The following is a 17,688-nucleotide window of genomic DNA, read 5'->3' as shown; positions in this document are numbered from 1 at the left end:
GTGTTGGCAGTAAACCCTGCCAATGGAGGCTGAAATGCGTTCAGTGACAACGCTTGCGGTAGCATTCGTGATTGCCGCCGCTGCATTCACCATCACCATGCTGACCAAGCCTCCGGTCTCCGAGGCGCGGGCCATTTCGAGAATCGATACCTACGCGCTGACCCTCGGCGCCCATCCCGCGGACGCGCAATCCTACGATTGTCAGTAGGTCCGGCCGCGACCTCCGACACCCAGGCGACGCGGATCGTTCGATCCGTGGCGAGGCCGTGGACGGAGCCCGTCCCCGCACCCCGCGCGCGGCCGTTGCCGGCTTGCCTGCCGGCGGCGCGGCTGCGGCGGCCGCTCGCCCCCATCGACCCGGGACCGCCGGAGCCTCAGGCGGCCATGTCCCAGGTCTCGGTCACGGCCCGGCCGTCCCGGAGGAGGCGGGCGCGCAGGATCACGTCGCCGGCCGGCATCGGTGCGGGCGGCCGCCACTCGACGTAGAGCCGCCAGCCGCCGGTCTGGGGCACGAACTCCACCACCGGGTCGACCATCGTGCCGGCGCTGGCCGAGACATCGGCGGACAGGGTCGCGCCCCGGTCGGACGGCAGGGCCGGCCCTTCGAAATCCACGACGTAGAGGCGCCGGCCCGGGCTCGGCGGCGTGGTCGGGCGCAGGCGCTCGGCTGAGCCGACGCGGGTGGAGACGACCCGGCCGAGGGCGCCGGGCACCACGGCCGCCGGCTCCGCGCCGACCGTCGTGAGGCGGTAGGACACGCTCCGCTCGGTCCCGGCCGGCACGGGGGGGCCGGGCACGAAGGCCGCCACGATGTTGTCCATGTACTCCTCGCGCGACGGGATCTCGAAGAGCCGGACCGCGCCGGCCCCGAACCCCGATTCGGGCGTGACCCAGAGCCCCGGGCGCGCCTCGTGCCGGGCCTGCACGTCGAGATAGGCGGGGAAGTCGCGGGCGCGCTGCAGCAGGCCGAAACCCTCCAGCGGGTCGACGCCGAAGGCCGAGATCTGCGGTTGCGCCCGGCCGTTGACGAGGGGCCGCCAGAGCCGCTCGCCCCGGGTCACCACCGCCAGCCCGTCGGAATCATGCACCTGCGGACGGAAATCGTCGAAGGGCTCGGCCCTCCGTGCCCCCGGGCCGTTGGCTCCGTGCAGGAACATGCTGGTGAGGGGGGCGAGCCCGAGATGCTCCAGGGTCGTCCGGGGATGCAGCGACGCCTCGACCTGCATCACCGAGGGGTCGCCCGGCGCGACGCGGAAGCGGTAGGCCCCGGCGAGGCTCGGGGAATCGAGCAGCGCCCAGATCTCGATGGCGCGGGCCTCGGCCTCGGGCTCGCAGATCCAGAAGGCGGTGAAGTCGGGGAATTCCTCCGCGCCCGGCCCCCCGGTGCGGATGGCGGCGCCCCGGGCCGAGAGCCCGTATTCCTGGCCGAATCCGCGCAGCCGGAAGTAGGAGGCGCCGAGGAAGACCAGGAATTCCTCCTGATCCGCCGGCCGGTCGGCCGCGAAGGCATAGTGCAGCCGGAAGCCGGCAAAGCCGAGATCCGGCGCGAAGCTCCGGCCCTTCAGGTCCGGCCCGAGCTCGAACAGGTCGGGGGCGTAGGCGATGGCCCGGGCCGGGCCGTCGCGGGGCTGCAGGACGAGGGCGACCCGCTTGCGCTGCAGGAAGCCGCGATGGAACAGCTGGGCCGAGAAGCGGCGGCCCAGGGGCAGGCTCGCCTCCGGCCGGAAGGTGATGGCGCGGTAGCCGTCGTAGGACAGGCCGGCCAGGGCCGGCGGCAGATCGTCCTGCGGCGCCGCGTAGGGGTGCGCCGCGAGCGCCCGCGCCTTCGCCTTCACGGCGTCAAATGTTATGGGAGCGAGGGCCGCGGCGCGCGTTCGGCCCGCATTCAGATCCTGCGCGGTAGGGAGGATCATCCCGACGGCCACGCTCAGCGTGGTCCGCAGGGCCTGCCGCCGCGAGAAGGGTTCGGTCCGCCCGCATCCTTCGAGACCCTCGCCATCGCGCATCGCTTCCCCTTTGCCGGCATCGTGCCCGGTGGCGGATCGCGGTGTCCCTCCTTCGAGTTTCCCGCGTCCCATGTCCCACAGGTTGTCGCACGACGCCCCGGCGGCTGAAATCCCGGGTTCGCTGGAAATCGCCCTCGACGCCCCCGGAGCCCGCCCCGGCGGGTTCCGGGGCCGCCGCCTGCTGCTGGCCCTGCCACCCCTCGTCCTGGGGGCAGCCGTCACCGCCCTGGCGCGGGCCGCCTACGGGACGCCGTCCGGCCTCCTCGGCGGAGCGGTGCTCGGGCTCTTCGCCCTCGTCATGACCTGGCAGGCCTTCGTGGCCTGGCAATACGTCTACGGCCTCGTGGCCACGGCCTTCGGCGACCGGGCGAAATCCGCCCTGGAGCGGCGCTCCCTCACCGTCCCGGCGGAGGCCTCGGGCCTGAGTCGCACGGCGGCGGTGGTGGCGATCCACGCCGAGGACGCCGTGGCGGTGTTCGCGGCCCTGCGGGTCATGGCCCGCTCGCTGCAGCGCGACGGGGGCGACGGCGGCGACCTCGACATCTTCGTTCTCTCCGACACGCGGGACGGGGCCATCGCGGCGATCGAGGAGCATGAATTCGCCCGGATGGAGGCCTGGACCCGCCAGCACGGCCCCGGCCTGCCGCGCATCCGCTATCGCCGTCGCCGGGACAATGCCGGCCGCAAGGCGGGCAACATCGCCGAGTTCTGCAAGACCTACGGGGCCGAGTACGACTTCATGATCGTGCTCGACGCAGACAGCCTGATGACCGGCAGCGCCATGCGCCGCCTCGCCCGGCTGATGGAGGAGAGCCCCCGGGTCGGCCTGATCCAGACCGTGTCCTACGCCACCGGGCGCGACACCCTGTTCGCCCGCATCCAGCAATTCGCCGTGCGGCTGTACGCGCCCCTGGCGATCCGCTGCCTGGAAACTTGGCAGGGGCCCGACGGCAGCTACTGGGGCCACAACGCGATCGTGCGGGTCGCGGCCTTCGCCGACAACGCCGCGCTGCCGGTGCTGCCCGGCAAGGCACCGCTGGGCGGCGAGATCCTGTGCCACGACATCGTCGAGGGCGCGCTCCTGCGCCGGGCCGGCTGGGAGGTCCGCCTGCTGCCGGAGATGGGCGGCACCTGGGAGGAGATGCCGACGAACCTCGTCGACCTCCTCGGGCGCGAGCGCCGCTGGTGCCAGGGCAACATGCAGCACCTGCGCGTCACCGCCATGCCGGGCCTGCGCCCCGCCAGCCGCTGGCACCTCGCCGTCGGCATCCTGTCCTACATGGCCTGCCCGCTCTGGGTCCTGTTCCTCGCCCTCGGAACGCTGCAGGCGGCGCGGACCGGCGACCTCGGCCTCCTCGGCTACGGCCTCACCGGCACGGGCGCGGCCGCCCACGCCCTGGCGGCCCTCGTCCTGACGATCCTGGCCCTGCCGAAGCTCCTGAGCCTCTTTCACGTCCTGGCGTCCGGCGAGCGCCGGGCGGCCTTCGGCGGCACCGCTTCGCTCCTGAAGAGCGCCGCGCTCGAACAGGCGATCTGGGTCCTGCTCTGGCCGGTGATGACGCTGTTCGCGGCGGGCGCCGTGGCCACCACCTTCGTCGGCCGCGTGGTGCGCTGGGATGCCCAGGTGCGCGACGATCGCCGCGTGCCGTGGCGGGAAGCGTGCCGGCTCCAGGTCGACACCCTCGTGGCGGGTGGCCTGCTGGCGGGCGGCCTCGCCTGGGCGGGCGACCCGTGGCTCGCCCTCTGGATGGCACCGGTGGCCCTCGGCCTGCTGTCGAGCCCGGCCCAGAGCGTGCTGACGAGCAGCGCCCGCCTCGGCCGGATCTCGCAAGGGCGGCGCCTGTTCCTGACGGTGGACGACACCGCCCGGGCGCCGGAACTCACCGCCCTGGCGCAGAGCCGGGGCGGGGCGGCCGAGCCCGGTCGCGGCCGGCCGCAGCCGGCCTGGATTGCCGACGAGGTCCCGGCCTCGTCGAGCTGACGCGGGATCGTCGGCCTACTGGTTCTCGAGCACCTTGATCGGGTCCGTGCGCTGGGCGGGGCTCGGCTCCTTGGTGGCGCTGCTGGTCCCCCGGCCCGCGCGCGAATCATCCGACTGCTTCGGCAGGCCGGTGCCGCTCGCGAGTTCGAGGCAGGTCACCATCTCGACGTAGGACGGAAACCCGCCGGCCTCGAACTGCTTCTCGCACTGGTTCTTGGCGGCCGGGGTGAACTCGTTCCAGCGGCGCTTGATCTCGTCGCGCGAGGCGCGCTCGGAGCGCAGGCATCCCTCCTGGCTGGCATTGTCGCTGACGCTCGCGGAGGCCGCCGACCGGCAGGTCCGCTCGATGTTCAGGTCCGGCGGGCCGCTCTCGGCCCGGGCGGCGGTCGCGAGGCACAGGAGGGCGAGGGTTCCAGAGAGGAGGACGGGCTTCATCATGGGGAGCGGTCTCTCGAGCCATGACCCTGCGCCGCGATCGGGCGGCAGGATCGGGATTTGCCCCACCAACGCGCGAGTTCCGCCCGCGGCACCACCGAAAACGTCACGGGCCCCGCAGGGCGGCGTCGAGATCGGCGAACAGGTCGTCCACCGCCTCGATCCCGGTGGAGAGACGCAGCAGGTCGGGGGGACACGGGGAGTCCGGCCCCTCCACCGAGGCCCGGTGCTCGATCAGGCTCTCGACACCGCCCAGGGAGGTCGCCCGCTTCCACAGCCGCACCCGCGCCGCGGTGCGAATGGCCGCCGCCTCGCCGTCCCGCACCCGGATCGACAGCATGTAGCCGAAGCCGCCCTCCATCTGCCGGGCCGCGACCGCGTGACCGGGATCGTCCGGCAGGCCGGGATAGAGGACATGCGAAATGCCGGGATGGCCCTGGAAGCGTCGGGCGAGGGCGGCGGCGCTGGCAGCCTGCGCCGCCGCCCGCAACGGCAGGGTGCGCAGGGAGCGCATCAGCAGATAGGCCTCGAACGGACCCAGGATCGCGCCGCCCCCGGAACGGATTGCGACGAGGCGCTCCCAGAACGCGTCCACCCGGGCGCCGGCCAGCACCCCCGCCACCACGTCCGAGTGGCCGTTCAGGATCTTGGTGGCCGAGTGCATCACGATGTCGGCGCCCAGCGTCAGCGGCCGGGTGTGGATCGGCGAGGCGGCGGTGGAGTCGACGGCGAGCCGCGCGCCCGCCGCGTGCGCGCGGCGGGCCGCCTCGGCGATGTCCGTGATCGTCCAGAGGGGATTGCCCGGTGTCTCGATCCAGACGAGCTTCGTGGCGCCCGGGCGGATCGCCCGCCCCAGGGCAGCGAGGTCGTCCATGTCGACGAAATCGACCGCGATCCGCCGACGCGGCATCTCGGCGTTGAGCCAGCGCTTCAGGCCCCAGTACATCACGCGGGGCGCCACCACGTGATCGCCGGGCTCCAGGGCGGTGAACACGGCCGTGGCGGCCGCCATGCCGGAGCCGAACAGCAGGGCACCCGCCGCCGCGTCTTCCAGCATCGCCAGGACCGCCTCCGCCTCGCGCACGGTGGCGTTGTCGGGCCGGGCGTAGGAGAAGCCCGAGCTGTAGCCGTTGTCGGGATCCCGCAGGAAGGTGGTGGCTAGGTGCAGGGGCGTCACCACGCCCCGCGTCACCGGATCGACCCGGCCGAGGGCCTGGGCGGCGAGACTGCGCTTGGTGAAGGCGGAAGCTGGGGTGAAGGCGGGCGCGGCATCCGAAGGACCGTTCGGCGCGTTCGGTTCTGACAGGGGATCCGGCATGGAGCGTGTCCGCGAGGTCGGGATTCGATGGACCCGGCCTCGCAGACCTGTGCACGGACCGCAAGCCGGGGTCTCGGCGCTCCGTCCCGAGGCCCGGTCAGAGGCAAGGAAAACCGCTCGTCATGTCCCGCGCGCCCGCATCGTCACCGATCCACGTTCCCGCCGAGCCCGCCCTCGCCCTGCCCTGGCGGCTGGCGGTCGCGATCCTGCCCGTGGCGCTGACGGCCGTGCTGGGCTCGGCCGCCACGGGGCCGAACATCGAGGGCTGGTATGCCGGCCTGACGAAGCCGTCCTTCAACCCGCCGAACTGGGCGTTTCCGGTCGCCTGGACGATTCTTTACGCGATGATCGCGGTCTCGGCCTTCCGCCTTCTCGGAGCGAAGCCGCGCGGCGGCCCGACCCTGGGGCCGTGGCGCCTGGCGCTGGCCGCCTTCGCGGTACAGCTCGCCCTCAACGCCGCCTGGACCCCGACCTTCTTCGCCGCCCACGCGCTGGGGGCCGCCCTGGTGGTCTCGGCCGCGATGTGGGTGATGATCCTCTGGACGATCCGCCTGTCCTGGCGCTTCGACCGGGCGGCGGCGTGGCTGCTGGTGCCCTACGCCGCCTGGGTCGGTTTCGCCACCGTGCTCACCGGCGCGATCTGGCGCCTGAACTGAGGGGCGCCGCGGGGCGGCCTACTCGGCCGCCTCGACGAAGACGGTCCCGGCGCGGGGCAGGTCCAGGGTGTCCCAGGTCTCGGTCAACGCCGCCGTGAGCCGGGCGATGCGGGCATCGTCGTGGAAGGGCGACGGCGTGATGCGCAGGCGCTCGGTGCCGCGCGGCACGGTGGGGTAGTTGATCGGCTGGATGTAGATGCCGTGGTGCTCCAGCAGGTGGTCGGCTGCCGCCTTGCACAGCTCGGCATCGCCCACCATCACGGGAACGATATGGGTGTCGGTGTGCAGCACCGGCAGGCCGGCGGCCTCCAGGGCGGCCTTGGTCCGGGCGGCCTGGCGCTGGTGCGCCTCGCGCTCGCCGCTCGAGCGCTTGAGGTAGCGCACCGAGGCGATGGCGGCCGCCGCGATGGCCGGCGGCAGGGCGGTGGTGAAGATGAAGCCCGGGGCATGGCTGCGGACTGCGTCGCAGAGGACCGCCGAGCCGGTGATGTAGCCGCCGACGCAGCCGAAGCCCTTGGCGAGGGTGCCCTCGATCACGTCGACCCGGTGCATCACCCCGTCCCGCTCGGCGATGCCGCCGCCGCGGGGACCGTAGAGGCCGACCGCGTGGACCTCGTCGAGGTAGGTCAGGGCGCCGTACTGGTCGGCGAGGTCGCAGATCGCGGCGATGTCCGAGACGTCGCCGTCCATAGAGTAGACGCTCTCGAAGGCGATCAGCTTGGGGCGGTCGCCCGCCGCGATCAGAAGCTCCTCCAGATGGGCGAGGTCGTTGTGGCGGAAGACGCGCTTCTCGCAGCCCGAATGGCGTACGCCCTCGATCATCGAGTTGTGGTTGAAGGCGTCCGACAGGATCAGGCAGTTCGGGATCAGCTTGGCGATGGTGGAGATGCCGGCCTGGTTCGAGACGTAGCCCGAGGTGAAGACGAGGCCCGCCTCCTTGCCGTGCAGGTCGGCGAGCTCGCGCTCCAGATCGACGAGGGGCGAGTTGTTGCCCGCGATGTTGCGGGTGCCGCCCGCACCCACGCCGCAGCGGGCGGCGGTGCGGGTCATGGCGCCGACCACGTCCGGATGCTGGCCCATGCCCAGGTAATCGTTCGAGCACCACACCGTGATCTCGGAGGTCCCGCCGTCGGGCTTGCGCCAGTGCGCCGTCGGAAAGCGGCCCGCGATGCGCTCGATATCGGCGAAGACGCGGTAGCGGCGCTCGCCGTGCAGGCGGTCGAGGGCGGTGCGGAAATGGGTCTCGTAGTCGGTCCGGCCCCGCGCCGGCGATCCCACGCGGCAGCCGTCGTGGGACTTCTGGCCCGCTCCCTGCTTGGTGTCGCTGATCTTGATCGTCGCGGGCATGCGGTTCACGGGCATCCGTCCTTCACGCTTGGGCTGAGGGGCCTACGGTGGAGTCGCGGCCTCTGGCGGGATCGTTTCCACGCGGACCCTCGTGCGGGGGGCCCTCGATGCAATCGGTCTCGTGAGCGAGCCTGGCGCGGACTCCCGAAGGAGTCGCTGACGATGCTCGCCCTCTGACGCGGGTTTCCCCGACGCGGTCGCGACGATACAGGTGAACTTGGAATTGGTTCAAGTCGACAACCGCATTCCTGCTTTGCATCCATCGACCCGGGGCTGCAAAGCCGACACAACGACGTGGCGACGATGCGTCGCGTCGGTCCTCCCGACCCGGCGCGCCGTGCGCGACACTCACCCCGCAGACGGACCGGCGCGGCGCATGATGGACGACGAGACCGAGGCCGGAGCGCCCCCGCGGGCGACGCCCAAGAGCGCGGCAGAGACCAAGAGCGTGGCAGAACCCAAGAGTGCGGCCGAGCAGAGGGCCGAGCGCCTGAAGGCGGCCCTGCGCGACAACCTGCGTCGGCGCAAGGCCCAGCTGCGCGGTCGCCAGGATCCGCCCAAAGCCGGCGAAACACCCGAGACCGGGGAAACACCCGAGCCGGGCAGCGAAGCCTAATCGCGCGCCGAAAACCTCCTTTTCGACAAAACTTGGCTATAACGGTGCCGTTTCCGCGGGGACGGTTCACGTCCCGCCGGGTTTCGATTTCGGAATTCTCCCGCTCGCAGCGCCGCATGCGCACCGGGCGCGCAAAGATTTGGGCAAGGTTTTAGAAACAATGGACCGCATCAACATCATCGGCGGCCGGCCGCTGCACGGGGTGATCCCGATCTCGGGCGCCAAGAACGCCGCGCTGCCCCTGATGATCGCCAGCCTGATGACCGGCGAGACGCTGGAGCTCGGCAACGTGCCGCGACTGGCCGACATCAACGCCCTCCTGCGCATCCTCGGCAATCACGGCGTCGACCACATGGTGGTGGGCAAGCGCCCGGGCCAGACCACCGAGACCGGCCAGACCATCCGCCTCACCGCGTCCAACGTCATCGACACCACGGCGCCCTACGAGCTCGTCTCGACCATGCGGGCCAGCTTCTGGGTGATCGCACCGCTGCTCGCCCGCTTCGGCGAGGCCCGGGTCTCGATGCCGGGCGGCTGCGCCATCGGCACCCGTCCCGTCGACCTGCTGCTGATGGCGCTGGAGCGCCTCGGCGCCACCGTGGAGGTCGATGGCGGCTACGTCGTCGCCCGGGCCAAGAACGGCCTGCGCGGCGGCGAGATCCACTTCCCCAAGGTGACGGTGGGCGGCACCCACGTGGCGCTGATGGGGGCGGCCCTGGCCAACGGCTCGACCCTGATCGAGAACGCCGCCCGCGAGCCCGAGGTCGTCGACCTGGCCGCATGCCTCACCAAGATGGGCGCCCGCATCGAGGGCGCCGGCACGCCGCGCATCACCGTCGAGGGGGTCTCGCGCCTGCACGGCGCCCGCCACGACGTGCTGCCCGACCGGATCGAGACCGGCACCTACGCCATGGCGGTGGCGATGACCGGCGGCGACGTGACCCTGGAGAACACGCGCGCGGACCTGCTGCACGCCGCCCTCGACGTGCTGGCCACCACGGGCGCCGAGATCACGACGGGCACCGATACCATCCGCATCCGCCGCAACGGCGGGGGCATCGCCGCGGTCGACGTCACCACCGACCCGTTCCCCGGCTTCCCCACCGACCTGCAGGCGCAGTTCATGGCGCTGATGACGCTGGCCAAGGGCCAGTCCCACATCCGCGAGACGATCTTCGAGAACCGCTTCATGCACGTGCAGGAGCTGGCCCGCCTCGGCGCCCGGATCCGGCTCGAGGGCGACCTCGCCATCGTCGAGGGCGTCGAGCGCCTGAAGGGCGCGCCCGTGATGGCCACGGATCTGCGCGCCTCCGTCTCCCTCGTCATCGCGGGCCTCGCCGCCGAGGGCGAGACCAGCATCAACCGGGTCTACCACCTGGACCGCGGCTTCGAGGCCCTGGAGGCCAAGCTCGCTCGCTGCGGCGCCGAGATCACCCGCGTCCGCAGCTGACGGAACCGGCCCTCCGCCCGAACGGGGCGGAGGGCCCTCGGAAGATCAGCCGCCGATCTCGCCGTGCTTGCGGCCGAAGCCCGGGATGTCGCAGCCGCAGCGGGAGCCGTAGGGCTGCGGGCGGGTGATGCAGTTGCCGCGCTGGGTCAGGCAGAGGCGCCCGAATCCGCCGCCATAGCCCCGGGGGCGCCGGTCGTACCGGTCCTCGTCGTAGCGCCGGTGCTCGTAGCGATCCGCGTCGTAGCGGCGCTCGAAGCGACGCGGCCGGTCGTCGTCGCCGTCGTCGTACTGCGCCCGCGCCTCGAAGGCGCCGAAGCCGGTGCCGAGCGTCGCCGCGGTGGCGAGCGCGAGGATCGTGGACTTGATGGTCGTCATGGACTTGATGGTTGTCGTGGGCTTGATGGTTGTCGTGGGCTTGATGGTTGTCGTGGACTTGATGGTTTTCGTGGACTTGATGGTTTTCGTGGACTTGCCCGTCATGGATGGCTCCCCTCGGATGTGCCGTCTCATCACGGCCCGGTCTAGCGCCCCTGGGCTGAACGCGGCCTGAGGGGCCTGCCGCGTCTCGACCGCGCGGGTTTCAGCCGAGGAACCGCGTGACGAGGCGCACCAGCGGAAGCACGGCCCGGGCAACCCGGATCTGAGCGGGCAATTGCCGCGGCCCGAGGGGACGGTGGACGAGGCGCGGGCTGGCGCGCTCGGCCTCGGCCACGGCATGTCCGGCCAGGGGATGGGCCGCGACGCGGGCGGCGTCCGCTTCCGGGATCCGCAGGGCCCGGGCCCAGCCGCGCTCGGTCCCGAGGCGGCCGGCCGCGTGCAGCCGGCGCAGGCGGCGGCGCCAGGCGTAGCGGAAGAGCGCCCGCGGCACCGATTCGAGGCGGGCGTCGCACAGGCTGTCGGGCTTCTCGCAGCGCGCCCGGATGGTGTCGGCGACGCCGCCCGGCGCCCGTCCCACCAGCCGCCCCGAGACCGTGACGCGGATGGACGGGTCGTGCCGGACGTGCAGGCCCTGGGCGAGCAGCAGCGCCACGAAGGCGCCGTCCTCGCCCAGGGCGATGGCCGGCATGCCGCCGACCGCCCGGTAGGCCGCGACGCTGACGCTCAAGGTGGCGCCGATGGTGGTGCGATGGCAGGGCCAGGGGTCGTGCGGATCCGGGTCGATGCGCGCCTCGGCCTCGGTCAGGAGATCGCTGTAGATGTCCTCCCGGTCGCCGCGCCAGTGCAGGGAGGGCGGCAGCAGGGCCCGCTCGTCCGGATCGAGCTGGATGCGGCCGGCCACCGCGTCGGCGCCGCGGTCGAGGGCGGCCCGGTTGCGCGCGACCCAGTCGGGCGGAACCCGGCTGTCGGCGTCGGTCGACAGGATCATGCCCTCGGCGCCGAGCCATTCGGCGGCCCGGTCCATCGCCTCGCGCCGGGCCCAGCCCGCATGGGCCCCGGCATAGTCGACATGCGTGACCCGGACCGGCACCGACATCCGCGGCACGAGGTCGGCGACGATGGCCTCGGTGGCATCGGTGCAGTTGTTGAGGAACAGGACCACCCCGAGGCTGCCCGGCGGGAGGCCGGTTTGGGCGTCGAGGGCGCCCAGGCAGGCGGCGATGCGCTCGGCCTCGTTGCGCACCGGGATCGCGACCACCGCGCGGATCGCGGCGACGCCGTCGCGGGACCGGGGGGCCTCGCCGGGGAGGGACAGGGATGCGGCCGACACGTGACGACTCCGTTCGCCGGGGGAGGAGCGGCGCAGCGCCGGGTCCCTAGCAGGTTCGGCCGGAGGGACAATGACCCAGTCTCGCTGTCCGGATCCTGAATGACGTCCGACTCCCGGAATGCCCCCCGCCAGTTGCCGTGGGCGGGTCGCCTCGCTACCTACGGCTCCCATCCCTTGAAGGGTCGAGCCCGCGCCCGGGCCGGCCCGCCGACAAGAGCGCGACACCCGATCATGGAGCTTCTCAAGCTCGCCGCCCTCGATGCCGAAGACCTGGCGGTCATCTCCGCCCACCTGCAGGATGCGATCCTGAAGGCGAGCGACCTCGCCTATCTGGGCGCGCAGCACCGCTTCGTCCTGGTGGCCCGCCGCTTCGACTGGTCGGCGGCGGACGACGCGCCGCCGCGCCGGCGCCTCACCGGCATGCATTTCGACCGGGTGCTGCGCGTGCGCAGCCGCGGAATCACGCCGGGGACCGACGCGGACGCGCCCCTCGAGCTCCTCGCCATCACCTTCGAGCCGACCGAGGCGCCCTCCGGCACCGCCACCCTGGTCTTTGCCGGCGGCGCGGCGATCCAGCTGGACCTCGAATGCATCGAGGCCCAGCTCAAGGATCTCGGGCCGGTCTGGGAAGTGGAAGGGCGGCCCGACCACGAGGCCGTGGCCGCCGGACGCGCCGCGATTGCGGGAAACGCCCCGAAGGGAAACGCCTGATGGTCCGTCTCGATTCCCGCGACGAAGACTTCGCCGCCGCCTTCGCGCGCCTGCTCAGCGTCAAGCGCGAGATCTCGGAGGATGTCGACGAGACCGTGCGCGGCATCATCGCCGGCGTGGTCGCGGGCGGCGACGCGGCACTGGTCGACTACACCCGTCGCTTCGACCGGTTCGGTGAGGATTTCACCGTCGACTCCCTGCGGGTGACCCCGGCCGAGATCGAGGCGGCCGTCGCGGCCTGCCCGGCCGAGGCCCTGGAGGCCCTGCGGTTCGCGGCCGCCCGCATCGAGGCGTTCCACGCCGCCCAGGTGCCCGGCGACCACATGGCCACCGACAGCCTCGGGGTCACCGCCGGCTGGCGCTGGACGGCCCTCGAATCCGTCGGCCTCTACGTTCCCGGCGGCACCGCGAGCTACCCCTCCTCGGTGCTGATGAACGCCATTCCGGCCCGCGTCGCCGGGGTGCCCCGCGTCGTCATGGTGGTGCCGATGCCGGAGGGCACCCTGAACCCGCTGGTCCTCGCCGCCGCGCATCTGGCCGGCGTCGACGAGGTCTACCGGGTCGGCGGCGCCCAGGCGGTGGCGGCCCTGGCCTACGGCACGGACACGATCGCGCCGGTGGCCAAGATCGTCGGTCCCGGCAATGCCTGGGTGGCGGCGGCCAAGCGCCGGGTGTTCGGCCAGGTCGGCATCGACATGATCGCCGGCCCGTCCGAGGTGCTGATCCTCGCCGACGCGCATGCCAATCCCGACTGGGTGGCGGCCGACCTCCTGGCCCAGGCCGAGCACGATGCCGCGGCCCAGTCGATCCTGATCACCGATTCCGAGGCCCTGGCCGACAACGTCGCCGAGGCGGTGGAGCGTGCGCTGACCACCCTGCCCCGGGCCGAGATCGCCCGGGCGAGCTGGCGCGACTACGGCGCCATCGTGGTGGTGCGCGACTTCGACGAGGCGGTGCCGCTGGTGGACCGCCTCGCCCCGGAGCACCTCGAGATCGAGACCGCCGATGCCGAGGCCCTGGCCGCCCAGGTGCGGAATGCGGGGGCGATCTTCCTCGGCTCGTACACGCCGGAGGCCATCGGCGACTATGTCGGCGGCCCCAACCACGTCCTGCCCACCGCCCGCTCGGCGCGGTTCTCCTCCGGGCTCGGCGTCCTCGACTTCATGAAGCGCACCACGATCCTGCGCTGCGACCCGGCGGCCCTCCGGGCGCTGGGCCCCTCGGCCATCGCCCTCGGACGGTCGGAGGGCCTGGAGGGCCACGCCCGCTCGGTGGCGATCCGCCTGAACCTGTGAGGGCCTGATGTCCGGCGCGGCCAAATCGAGCGACGTGAAATCCCAGGACGCCCAGGCGTCGGCCGGAAAGGCACCGGAGGCGAAGGCGAAGTCGCCGCATCGCCTCGCGGTGGTGACCCTTGACGAGGAGTCGATCGGCCGGGGCAACCCGGATCAGGAGCACGAGCGCGCCATCGCGATCTTCGATATCCTGGAGGACAACAGCTTCACGGTCCCCGGCCGCGAGGGCCCCTACGCCCTCACCCTCGGACTCGTGGAGAGCAAGCTCGCCCTCGTCATCAAGCGCGAGGACGGCGAACCGGTGATGACCCACCTCCTCTCGCTGACCCCGTTCCGTCGGGTGATCCGCGACTACGAAATGATCTGCGAGAGCTACTACAACGCCATCCGCACCGCCTCGCCGACCCAGATCGAGGCGATCGACATGGGCCGGCGCGGCCTGCACAACGAGGCGTCCGACCTGCTGCGCCAGCGCCTCGAGGGCAAGGTCGACCTCGACCACGACACCGCGCGCCGCCTCTTCACCCTGGTCTTCGCCTTGCACTGGAAGGCCTGAGCCGCGACCCCTCTCGAAGTGCGAGGCTGAGACGACCGGATGGCGGACGCGACCGGCCCGAAGAAGACGCGCGTGCAGTCGGCCCTGTTCATGTGCAACTTCAACGCCGTGCGCTCGCTCGCGGCGGAGGCCATCGCACGCCATTACTTCGGCAGGTCGATCTACGTGCAATCGGCCGGGGTGCGCTCCGGCGAACCGGCCGATCCCTTCATGGTGGCGGCCCTCGACGAGATCGGCATCGACGCGGCGCGTCACAAGCCGCGCACCCTGGCCCAGCTCGAGGAGTGGGAGGGCCTGAACTTCGACCTCATCATCACCCTGGCGCCGGAAGCGCACCACGCCGCCCTGGAGCTGACCCGCACCAACGCGGTCGAGGTCGAGTACTGGCCGACCCCAGACCCGACCCACATCCAGGAGGGCACCCGGGAGCAGCGCCTCGACGCCTACCGCGACGTCCGCGACGGCCTGGTCTACCGGATCAAGATGCGGCTGAAGGGCTGAGACGCCGGAGCGACGTCACCGGGCCGTAGCTCTTCTCCCGGATACGGGCGACGGCCTCGGCGAGGGGCTCCACCGCCACCGCCATGTGGTGGCCGTTGGCGTGGATGAGGCGGGTGGCGTCGAGCATCAGCCCGACATGGCCGCGCCAGAACACGAGATCGCCGCGGCGCAGGTCCCCGAAGTCCGGGGGCAGGGCCTCGCCGAGCCCGCGCTCCTGCTGGTCGGCGTCCCGCGGCGCCGGCCGCCCGGCCTGCGCGAGGCAGAGCTGGACCAGGCCCGAGCAATCGAGACCCAGACTGGTGCGCCCGCCCCAGAGATAGGGCGTCCCGACGAGGCGTTCGGCGGTGGCGGCGTAATCGGGTTCGACCGCGTCGAGGGGTGCGCAGTGGCCGGCAAAGACGTAGCCGCCCGCGATCCGGAAATAGTCGCCCTGAGTCTCCGCCGGGTGGAGGCGGGCGCCCAGGGTCAGCCAGCCGCTGGCGGGCTGCTTCAGGTCCGGGCCGGGGTAGAGGAACGTGCGCAGGGCGATGACGCGGTGGGTCGGTGCCAGAGCGGGGCCGAGGGCCGCCTCGGGCAGGTAGCCGACATAGCCGTCATGGGCGAACTGGACGAAGGCGAAGCCCTCCTCGGCGCCGTAGGCGGTCACCGCGTCCCCCATCACCGCCTCGGTTTCGAGGCCGGCATCGAAGCGCGGCGTCCGGCGCAAGGGGGCCGAGGGCACGACTACCGCGCGCGCCTCGCCCACGACGTAGCGTTCGGCCGCCACATGGCCGCGCAGGCGGGCATCGGCGATCTCGGGCCGGGCCGGCACGAGACGCGGGTCGGAGAGATCGAAGAGGGATTCCGCCATAGCTCCACCCATCCCGGCTCCGACTATCGGCGCTCGCCGGCCGCATCGCAACCGCCCGGACAATTCCCGCGGGAGCGCGGCATTTCGACGCCCGGATTTGCCCAATCCGCCGGCAGGACGCTTCTCGCCCATGCAGGCCCGTTCGGGGACGCGCCATGGCGGCTGACCGGACATCGATCACGCCGCCGCGATGCGCCGAACGCGCGGCTCGCCCGCGAATGTGTGCACTGCACAAACAGCCGGATCGCGCGTATGGTCCGGTAATGCCCGAAGCGAGTCGCGCCGTGAAGAAGCCCTCGAAATCTTTCCAGGATCTCCCGCCGATCCGTGTGCGGCGCGAGCCGCCGACCATCCCGGAGGCCGTCGCCGCGGCCCAGGACCTCGCCGACGACATCGACCAGCAGGTAGAGATCGCCGCCGGCCTGATCGGCCTGCCGCCGGAGGCGGTGCGCGAGCACGTGGTCGCCGCCGCCAAGGTCCGGTCGGAGGCCAGGCCCGACCGGGTCTCGGACCGGATGCCGGAGCGCATCCTCACCGCCGCCAGCCCGAGCCGGGCACCGCGCACCGTCATCGTCGAGCGCCGGACCCGGCCGCCGGTGGTGGTCGAGCGGCGCGGACGCCCGCCGATCGGGCGCCCCTGACCGGGAGGGCCGGTTCTCCCCGGCCCGGCGTTTCCCGTCCCTCGACCAGTCCAGACTCTTGCTACCAGTCCAGAGTCTTGCCGGTGTAGTCGAGATAGGCCGTTCCGGTCCGTCCGAGCTGGGCCGTGATCACGTCGGCCATGCCGGTGACGCTGGTGGCGACATCGATATCGGCATCGGCCCCGCCCATCTCGGTGCGGACCCAGCCCGGATGCAGCAGCAGAACACCGAAGCCGGCGTCCCGGTGGCGGATCTCGAAGCTGCGCACCAGGGTGTTGAGGGCGGCCTTGCTCGCCCGGTAATTCTCCCAGCCGCCGGATTCGTTGAGGCCGACGCTGCCGAGGATCGAGCTCATGAAGGCGACGAGGCCCCGGGGTGCGAGCCGGTCGAGGACGGCCTCGGCGAAGCGCACCGGGCTGACCGCGTTGGTGAGGTAGACCTGGGCGGCGACGTCGCGCGGCACCAGGTGCAGCGGCTCGTGCGCCTGCGTCGCGACGCCCGCCACCACGAAGATCAGGTCGAAGCTCTGGCCCGCGAGGCGGTCGTGCAGGGCGGACACCGCCCCGTCATCGTCGATATCGGCCGTCTCGACCGTGAGGGCGTCGGAGGCCAGCGCGGCGAGGCCCGGGGAGGCCGAGCGCTGCGTCGCGGTCACCCGCCACCCGCGGTGCAGGAAGGTCTCGACGAGGCCGAGCCCGAGGCCGCGCGAGGCCCCGACGATGAGCGCGTTCTTCTGGGATGCCATGGTGATCCGTGTCCCTGGTTCGCGGAGGGGCCGGACGCTCGGGGGCAGCGCCGCCCTCCCCTGTCCGGGGAGGTTGGACGAAGGCACCGGTCCGGCAATCCGGGCGGCCCGCGCCGAGGTGCGCGGGCGCACCCGCGCGTCCCTCAATCCGCTGTCTGCACCGACCAGGTCGCGTGCTCGATGCCGGGCATCCGCGCGAGGCCCGCCACCACGGCGTCGAGCTCGGCGCCGGCCACCGCCGTCGCCACCAGGGTCGCCACCACCTCGACGGTGTCCTCGCCCCGCTCCACCACCTCGATCCCGCCGACGGGGTACTGCGCCGCCTCCAGGCGTTCCACCAGGAGGTCGCGGGTGGGGCCGGCGGCCTCCGCCTGCACCGTCACCTGCACCTCGTAGGTCGCCTCGGTCTGGCTCTCGTCGATCGGGGCGCGGTTGATGGCGTTGACGAGGGGACGCAGCAGGGTGTTGCCGGCGAGCACCGCGGCGGTGACGAAGGCCGCCTCCAGGGGAAAGTCGGCGCCCGCGAAGGCGCCCACGGCCGCCGAGCACCACAGGGTCGCGGCGGTGTTGAGGCCGCGGACGTTCATGCCCTCCTTCATGATCACGCCCGCGCCGAGGAAGCCGACGCCCGAGATCACGTAGGCCACCGTGCGGGTGCCGCCGGGCGCCCCTTCGAGGCGCATGCCGAGGTCGACGAAGGCGGCCGCCCCCACCGCCACCAGGACGTTGGTGCGCAGGCCCGCCGTGCGCTGCCGGTACTGGCGCTCGGCCCCGATCAGGGTGCCGAGCCCGAAGGCGACGAGGAGGCTGAGCGCCGAATTGACGGCTTCGGGCACCGGCCCGGACAGGAAGGGGATCATCGTCCTGCCCTG

The 17,688-nt window shown here is 72.4% G+C and carries 19 protein-coding genes; 10 read left to right on the top strand and 9 right to left on the bottom strand.

Annotated elements, in window-relative coordinates:
• Positions 1 to 34 precede the first annotated feature (34 nt).
• A complete protein-coding gene (locus ASF58_RS26615; protein ID WP_181017261.1) occupies positions 35 to 208 on the top strand; it encodes a hypothetical protein in 174 nt (57 codons plus the stop codon).
• Positions 209 to 374: 166 nt separating this feature from the next.
• Here the strand turns inward: ASF58_RS26615 and ASF58_RS01810 are convergent, their stop codons facing one another.
• A complete protein-coding gene (locus ASF58_RS01810) occupies positions 375 to 1,850 on the bottom strand; it encodes a glucan biosynthesis protein (RefSeq protein WP_244477195.1) in 1,476 nt (491 codons plus the stop codon).
• Positions 1,851 to 2,076: 226 nt separating this feature from the next.
• On the opposite strand from ASF58_RS01810, the gene mdoH reads away from it, so the two are divergent.
• Positions 2,077 to 3,987, top strand: coding sequence for a glucans biosynthesis glucosyltransferase MdoH (gene mdoH, locus ASF58_RS01805; RefSeq protein ID WP_082512768.1), 1,911 nt, complete (start codon positions 2,077 to 2,079; stop codon positions 3,985 to 3,987).
• Between the two features lie 15 nt (positions 3,988 to 4,002).
• Here the strand turns inward: mdoH and ASF58_RS01800 are convergent, their stop codons facing one another.
• Together ASF58_RS01800 and ASF58_RS01795 are read right to left on the bottom strand one after the other, a co-directional pair.
• Positions 4,003 to 4,425, bottom strand: a complete 423-nt coding sequence (locus ASF58_RS01800) for a hypothetical protein (protein ID WP_055946680.1) — start codon at positions 4,423 to 4,425, stop codon at positions 4,003 to 4,005.
• A 103-nt stretch (positions 4,426 to 4,528) separates the two neighbouring features.
• Entirely contained in the window at positions 4,529 to 5,728 is a 1,200-nt protein-coding gene (locus ASF58_RS01795; protein ID WP_055948582.1) for an aminotransferase class I/II-fold pyridoxal phosphate-dependent enzyme, read from the bottom strand.
• A gap of 134 nt (positions 5,729 to 5,862) precedes the next feature.
• Here ASF58_RS01795 and ASF58_RS01790 point away from each other — a divergent pair, with 134 nt between their 5' ends.
• Complete coding sequence (locus tag ASF58_RS01790; RefSeq protein ID WP_055946677.1) at positions 5,863 to 6,396, top strand: TspO/MBR family protein; 534 nt, start codon at positions 5,863 to 5,865, stop codon at positions 6,394 to 6,396.
• An 18-nt stretch (positions 6,397 to 6,414) separates the two neighbouring features.
• Here the strand turns inward: ASF58_RS01790 and hemA are convergent, their stop codons facing one another.
• Positions 6,415 to 7,758, bottom strand: coding sequence for a 5-aminolevulinate synthase (gene hemA, locus ASF58_RS01785; protein WP_055946674.1), 1,344 nt, complete (start codon positions 7,756 to 7,758; stop codon positions 6,415 to 6,417).
• 361 nt (positions 7,759 to 8,119) lie between these two features.
• Between hemA and ASF58_RS01780 the strand changes: the two genes are divergently transcribed.
• Together ASF58_RS01780 and murA are read left to right on the top strand one after the other, a co-directional pair.
• A complete protein-coding gene (locus ASF58_RS01780; protein WP_055946671.1) occupies positions 8,120 to 8,359 on the top strand; it encodes a hypothetical protein in 240 nt (79 codons plus the stop codon).
• A gap of 160 nt (positions 8,360 to 8,519) precedes the next feature.
• Positions 8,520 to 9,809 (top strand): UDP-N-acetylglucosamine 1-carboxyvinyltransferase, encoded by a 1,290-nt coding sequence (murA, locus tag ASF58_RS01775; RefSeq protein ID WP_055946668.1) that lies wholly within the window; start codon positions 8,520 to 8,522, stop codon positions 9,807 to 9,809.
• A gap of 45 nt (positions 9,810 to 9,854) precedes the next feature.
• Here murA and ASF58_RS01770 read toward each other — a convergent pair whose 3' ends face one another.
• Together ASF58_RS01770 and ASF58_RS01760 are read right to left on the bottom strand one after the other, a co-directional pair.
• Complete coding sequence (locus ASF58_RS01770) at positions 9,855 to 10,184, bottom strand: hypothetical protein (RefSeq protein WP_055946665.1); 330 nt, start codon at positions 10,182 to 10,184, stop codon at positions 9,855 to 9,857.
• 205 nt (positions 10,185 to 10,389) lie between these two features.
• Positions 10,390 to 11,454 (bottom strand): glycosyltransferase, encoded by a 1,065-nt coding sequence (locus ASF58_RS01760; protein WP_244477194.1) that lies wholly within the window; start codon positions 11,452 to 11,454, stop codon positions 10,390 to 10,392.
• A 294-nt stretch (positions 11,455 to 11,748) separates the two neighbouring features.
• Here ASF58_RS01760 and ASF58_RS01755 point away from each other — a divergent pair, with 294 nt between their 5' ends.
• From ASF58_RS01755 to ASF58_RS01740, 4 genes are read left to right on the top strand one after another with little or no spacing between them, the layout of a single operon-like run.
• Entirely contained in the window at positions 11,749 to 12,228 is a 480-nt protein-coding gene (locus ASF58_RS01755; protein WP_055946659.1) for a DUF2948 family protein, read from the top strand.
• Positions 12,228 to 13,523 (top strand): histidinol dehydrogenase, encoded by a 1,296-nt coding sequence (gene hisD / locus ASF58_RS01750; protein ID WP_055946657.1) that lies wholly within the window; start codon positions 12,228 to 12,230, stop codon positions 13,521 to 13,523. The genes ASF58_RS01755 and hisD overlap by 1 nt, the downstream gene beginning before the upstream one ends.
• A gap of 7 nt (positions 13,524 to 13,530) precedes the next feature.
• Positions 13,531 to 14,079: a UPF0262 family protein gene (locus ASF58_RS01745; RefSeq protein ID WP_082512765.1), complete on the top strand. Its 549-nt coding sequence runs from the start codon at positions 13,531 to 13,533 to the stop codon at positions 14,077 to 14,079.
• Between the two features lie 39 nt (positions 14,080 to 14,118).
• Positions 14,119 to 14,580 (top strand): low molecular weight phosphatase family protein, encoded by a 462-nt coding sequence (locus ASF58_RS01740; protein WP_055946653.1) that lies wholly within the window; start codon positions 14,119 to 14,121, stop codon positions 14,578 to 14,580.
• On the opposite strand, the gene ASF58_RS01735 is transcribed toward ASF58_RS01740, so the two are convergent.
• Entirely contained in the window at positions 14,558 to 15,430 is an 873-nt protein-coding gene (locus tag ASF58_RS01735) for a C40 family peptidase (protein ID WP_055946650.1), read from the bottom strand. The two genes, ASF58_RS01740 and ASF58_RS01735, sit on opposite strands and share 23 nt — an antisense overlap.
• A gap of 284 nt (positions 15,431 to 15,714) precedes the next feature.
• Between ASF58_RS01735 and ASF58_RS01730 the strand changes: the two genes are divergently transcribed.
• Positions 15,715 to 16,071 (top strand): hypothetical protein, encoded by a 357-nt coding sequence (locus ASF58_RS01730; RefSeq protein ID WP_244477155.1) that lies wholly within the window; start codon positions 15,715 to 15,717, stop codon positions 16,069 to 16,071.
• A 61-nt stretch (positions 16,072 to 16,132) separates the two neighbouring features.
• Here ASF58_RS01730 and ASF58_RS01725 read toward each other — a convergent pair whose 3' ends face one another.
• Together ASF58_RS01725 and ASF58_RS01720 are read right to left on the bottom strand one after the other, a co-directional pair.
• Positions 16,133 to 16,816 (bottom strand): SDR family oxidoreductase, encoded by a 684-nt coding sequence (locus tag ASF58_RS01725; RefSeq protein WP_055946644.1) that lies wholly within the window; start codon positions 16,814 to 16,816, stop codon positions 16,133 to 16,135.
• A gap of 143 nt (positions 16,817 to 16,959) precedes the next feature.
• Positions 16,960 to 17,676, bottom strand: a complete 717-nt coding sequence (locus ASF58_RS01720; protein ID WP_055946641.1) for an MgtC/SapB family protein — start codon at positions 17,674 to 17,676, stop codon at positions 16,960 to 16,962.
• Positions 17,677 to 17,688: the final 12 nt, after the last annotated feature.

The sequence above is a fragment of the Methylobacterium sp. Leaf125 genome, from assembly GCF_001423085.1.
Taxonomy (GTDB): Bacteria; Pseudomonadota; Alphaproteobacteria; order Rhizobiales; family Beijerinckiaceae; genus Methylobacterium.
Note: the sequence above shows the minus strand (reverse complement) of the source record. Positions and strands in the feature narration are given on the sequence as shown.

What these genes read in the sequence shown, in the direction of transcription:
- ASF58_RS01725 (WP_055946644.1), bottom strand. Translation starts at nt 16,816, where the DNA reads ATGGCATCCCAGAAGAACGCGCTCATCGTCGGGGCCTCGCGCGGCCTC.
- murA (WP_055946668.1), top strand. Translation starts at nt 8,520, where the DNA reads ATGGACCGCATCAACATCATCGGCGGCCGGCCGCTGCACGGGGTGATC.
- ASF58_RS01720 (WP_055946641.1), bottom strand. Translation starts at nt 17,676, where the DNA reads ATGATCCCCTTCCTGTCCGGGCCGGTGCCCGAAGCCGTCAATTCGGCG.
- ASF58_RS01745 (WP_082512765.1), top strand. Translation starts at nt 13,531, where the DNA reads ATGTCCGGCGCGGCCAAATCGAGCGACGTGAAATCCCAGGACGCCCAG.
- ASF58_RS26615 (WP_181017261.1), top strand. Translation starts at nt 35, where the DNA reads ATGCGTTCAGTGACAACGCTTGCGGTAGCATTCGTGATTGCCGCCGCT.
- hisD (WP_055946657.1), top strand. Translation starts at nt 12,228, where the DNA reads ATGGTCCGTCTCGATTCCCGCGACGAAGACTTCGCCGCCGCCTTCGCG.
- ASF58_RS01790 (WP_055946677.1), top strand. Translation starts at nt 5,863, where the DNA reads ATGTCCCGCGCGCCCGCATCGTCACCGATCCACGTTCCCGCCGAGCCC.
- ASF58_RS01800 (WP_055946680.1), bottom strand. Translation starts at nt 4,425, where the DNA reads ATGATGAAGCCCGTCCTCCTCTCTGGAACCCTCGCCCTCCTGTGCCTC.
- hemA (WP_055946674.1), bottom strand. Translation starts at nt 7,758, where the DNA reads ATGCCCGTGAACCGCATGCCCGCGACGATCAAGATCAGCGACACCAAG.
- ASF58_RS01735 (WP_055946650.1), bottom strand. Translation starts at nt 15,430, where the DNA reads ATGGCGGAATCCCTCTTCGATCTCTCCGACCCGCGTCTCGTGCCGGCC.
- ASF58_RS01780 (WP_055946671.1), top strand. Translation starts at nt 8,120, where the DNA reads ATGATGGACGACGAGACCGAGGCCGGAGCGCCCCCGCGGGCGACGCCC.
- ASF58_RS01740 (WP_055946653.1), top strand. Translation starts at nt 14,119, where the DNA reads ATGGCGGACGCGACCGGCCCGAAGAAGACGCGCGTGCAGTCGGCCCTG.
- mdoH (WP_082512768.1), top strand. Translation starts at nt 2,077, where the DNA reads ATGTCCCACAGGTTGTCGCACGACGCCCCGGCGGCTGAAATCCCGGGT.
- ASF58_RS01755 (WP_055946659.1), top strand. Translation starts at nt 11,749, where the DNA reads ATGGAGCTTCTCAAGCTCGCCGCCCTCGATGCCGAAGACCTGGCGGTC.
- ASF58_RS01770 (WP_055946665.1), bottom strand. Translation starts at nt 10,184, where the DNA reads ATGACGACCATCAAGTCCACGATCCTCGCGCTCGCCACCGCGGCGACG.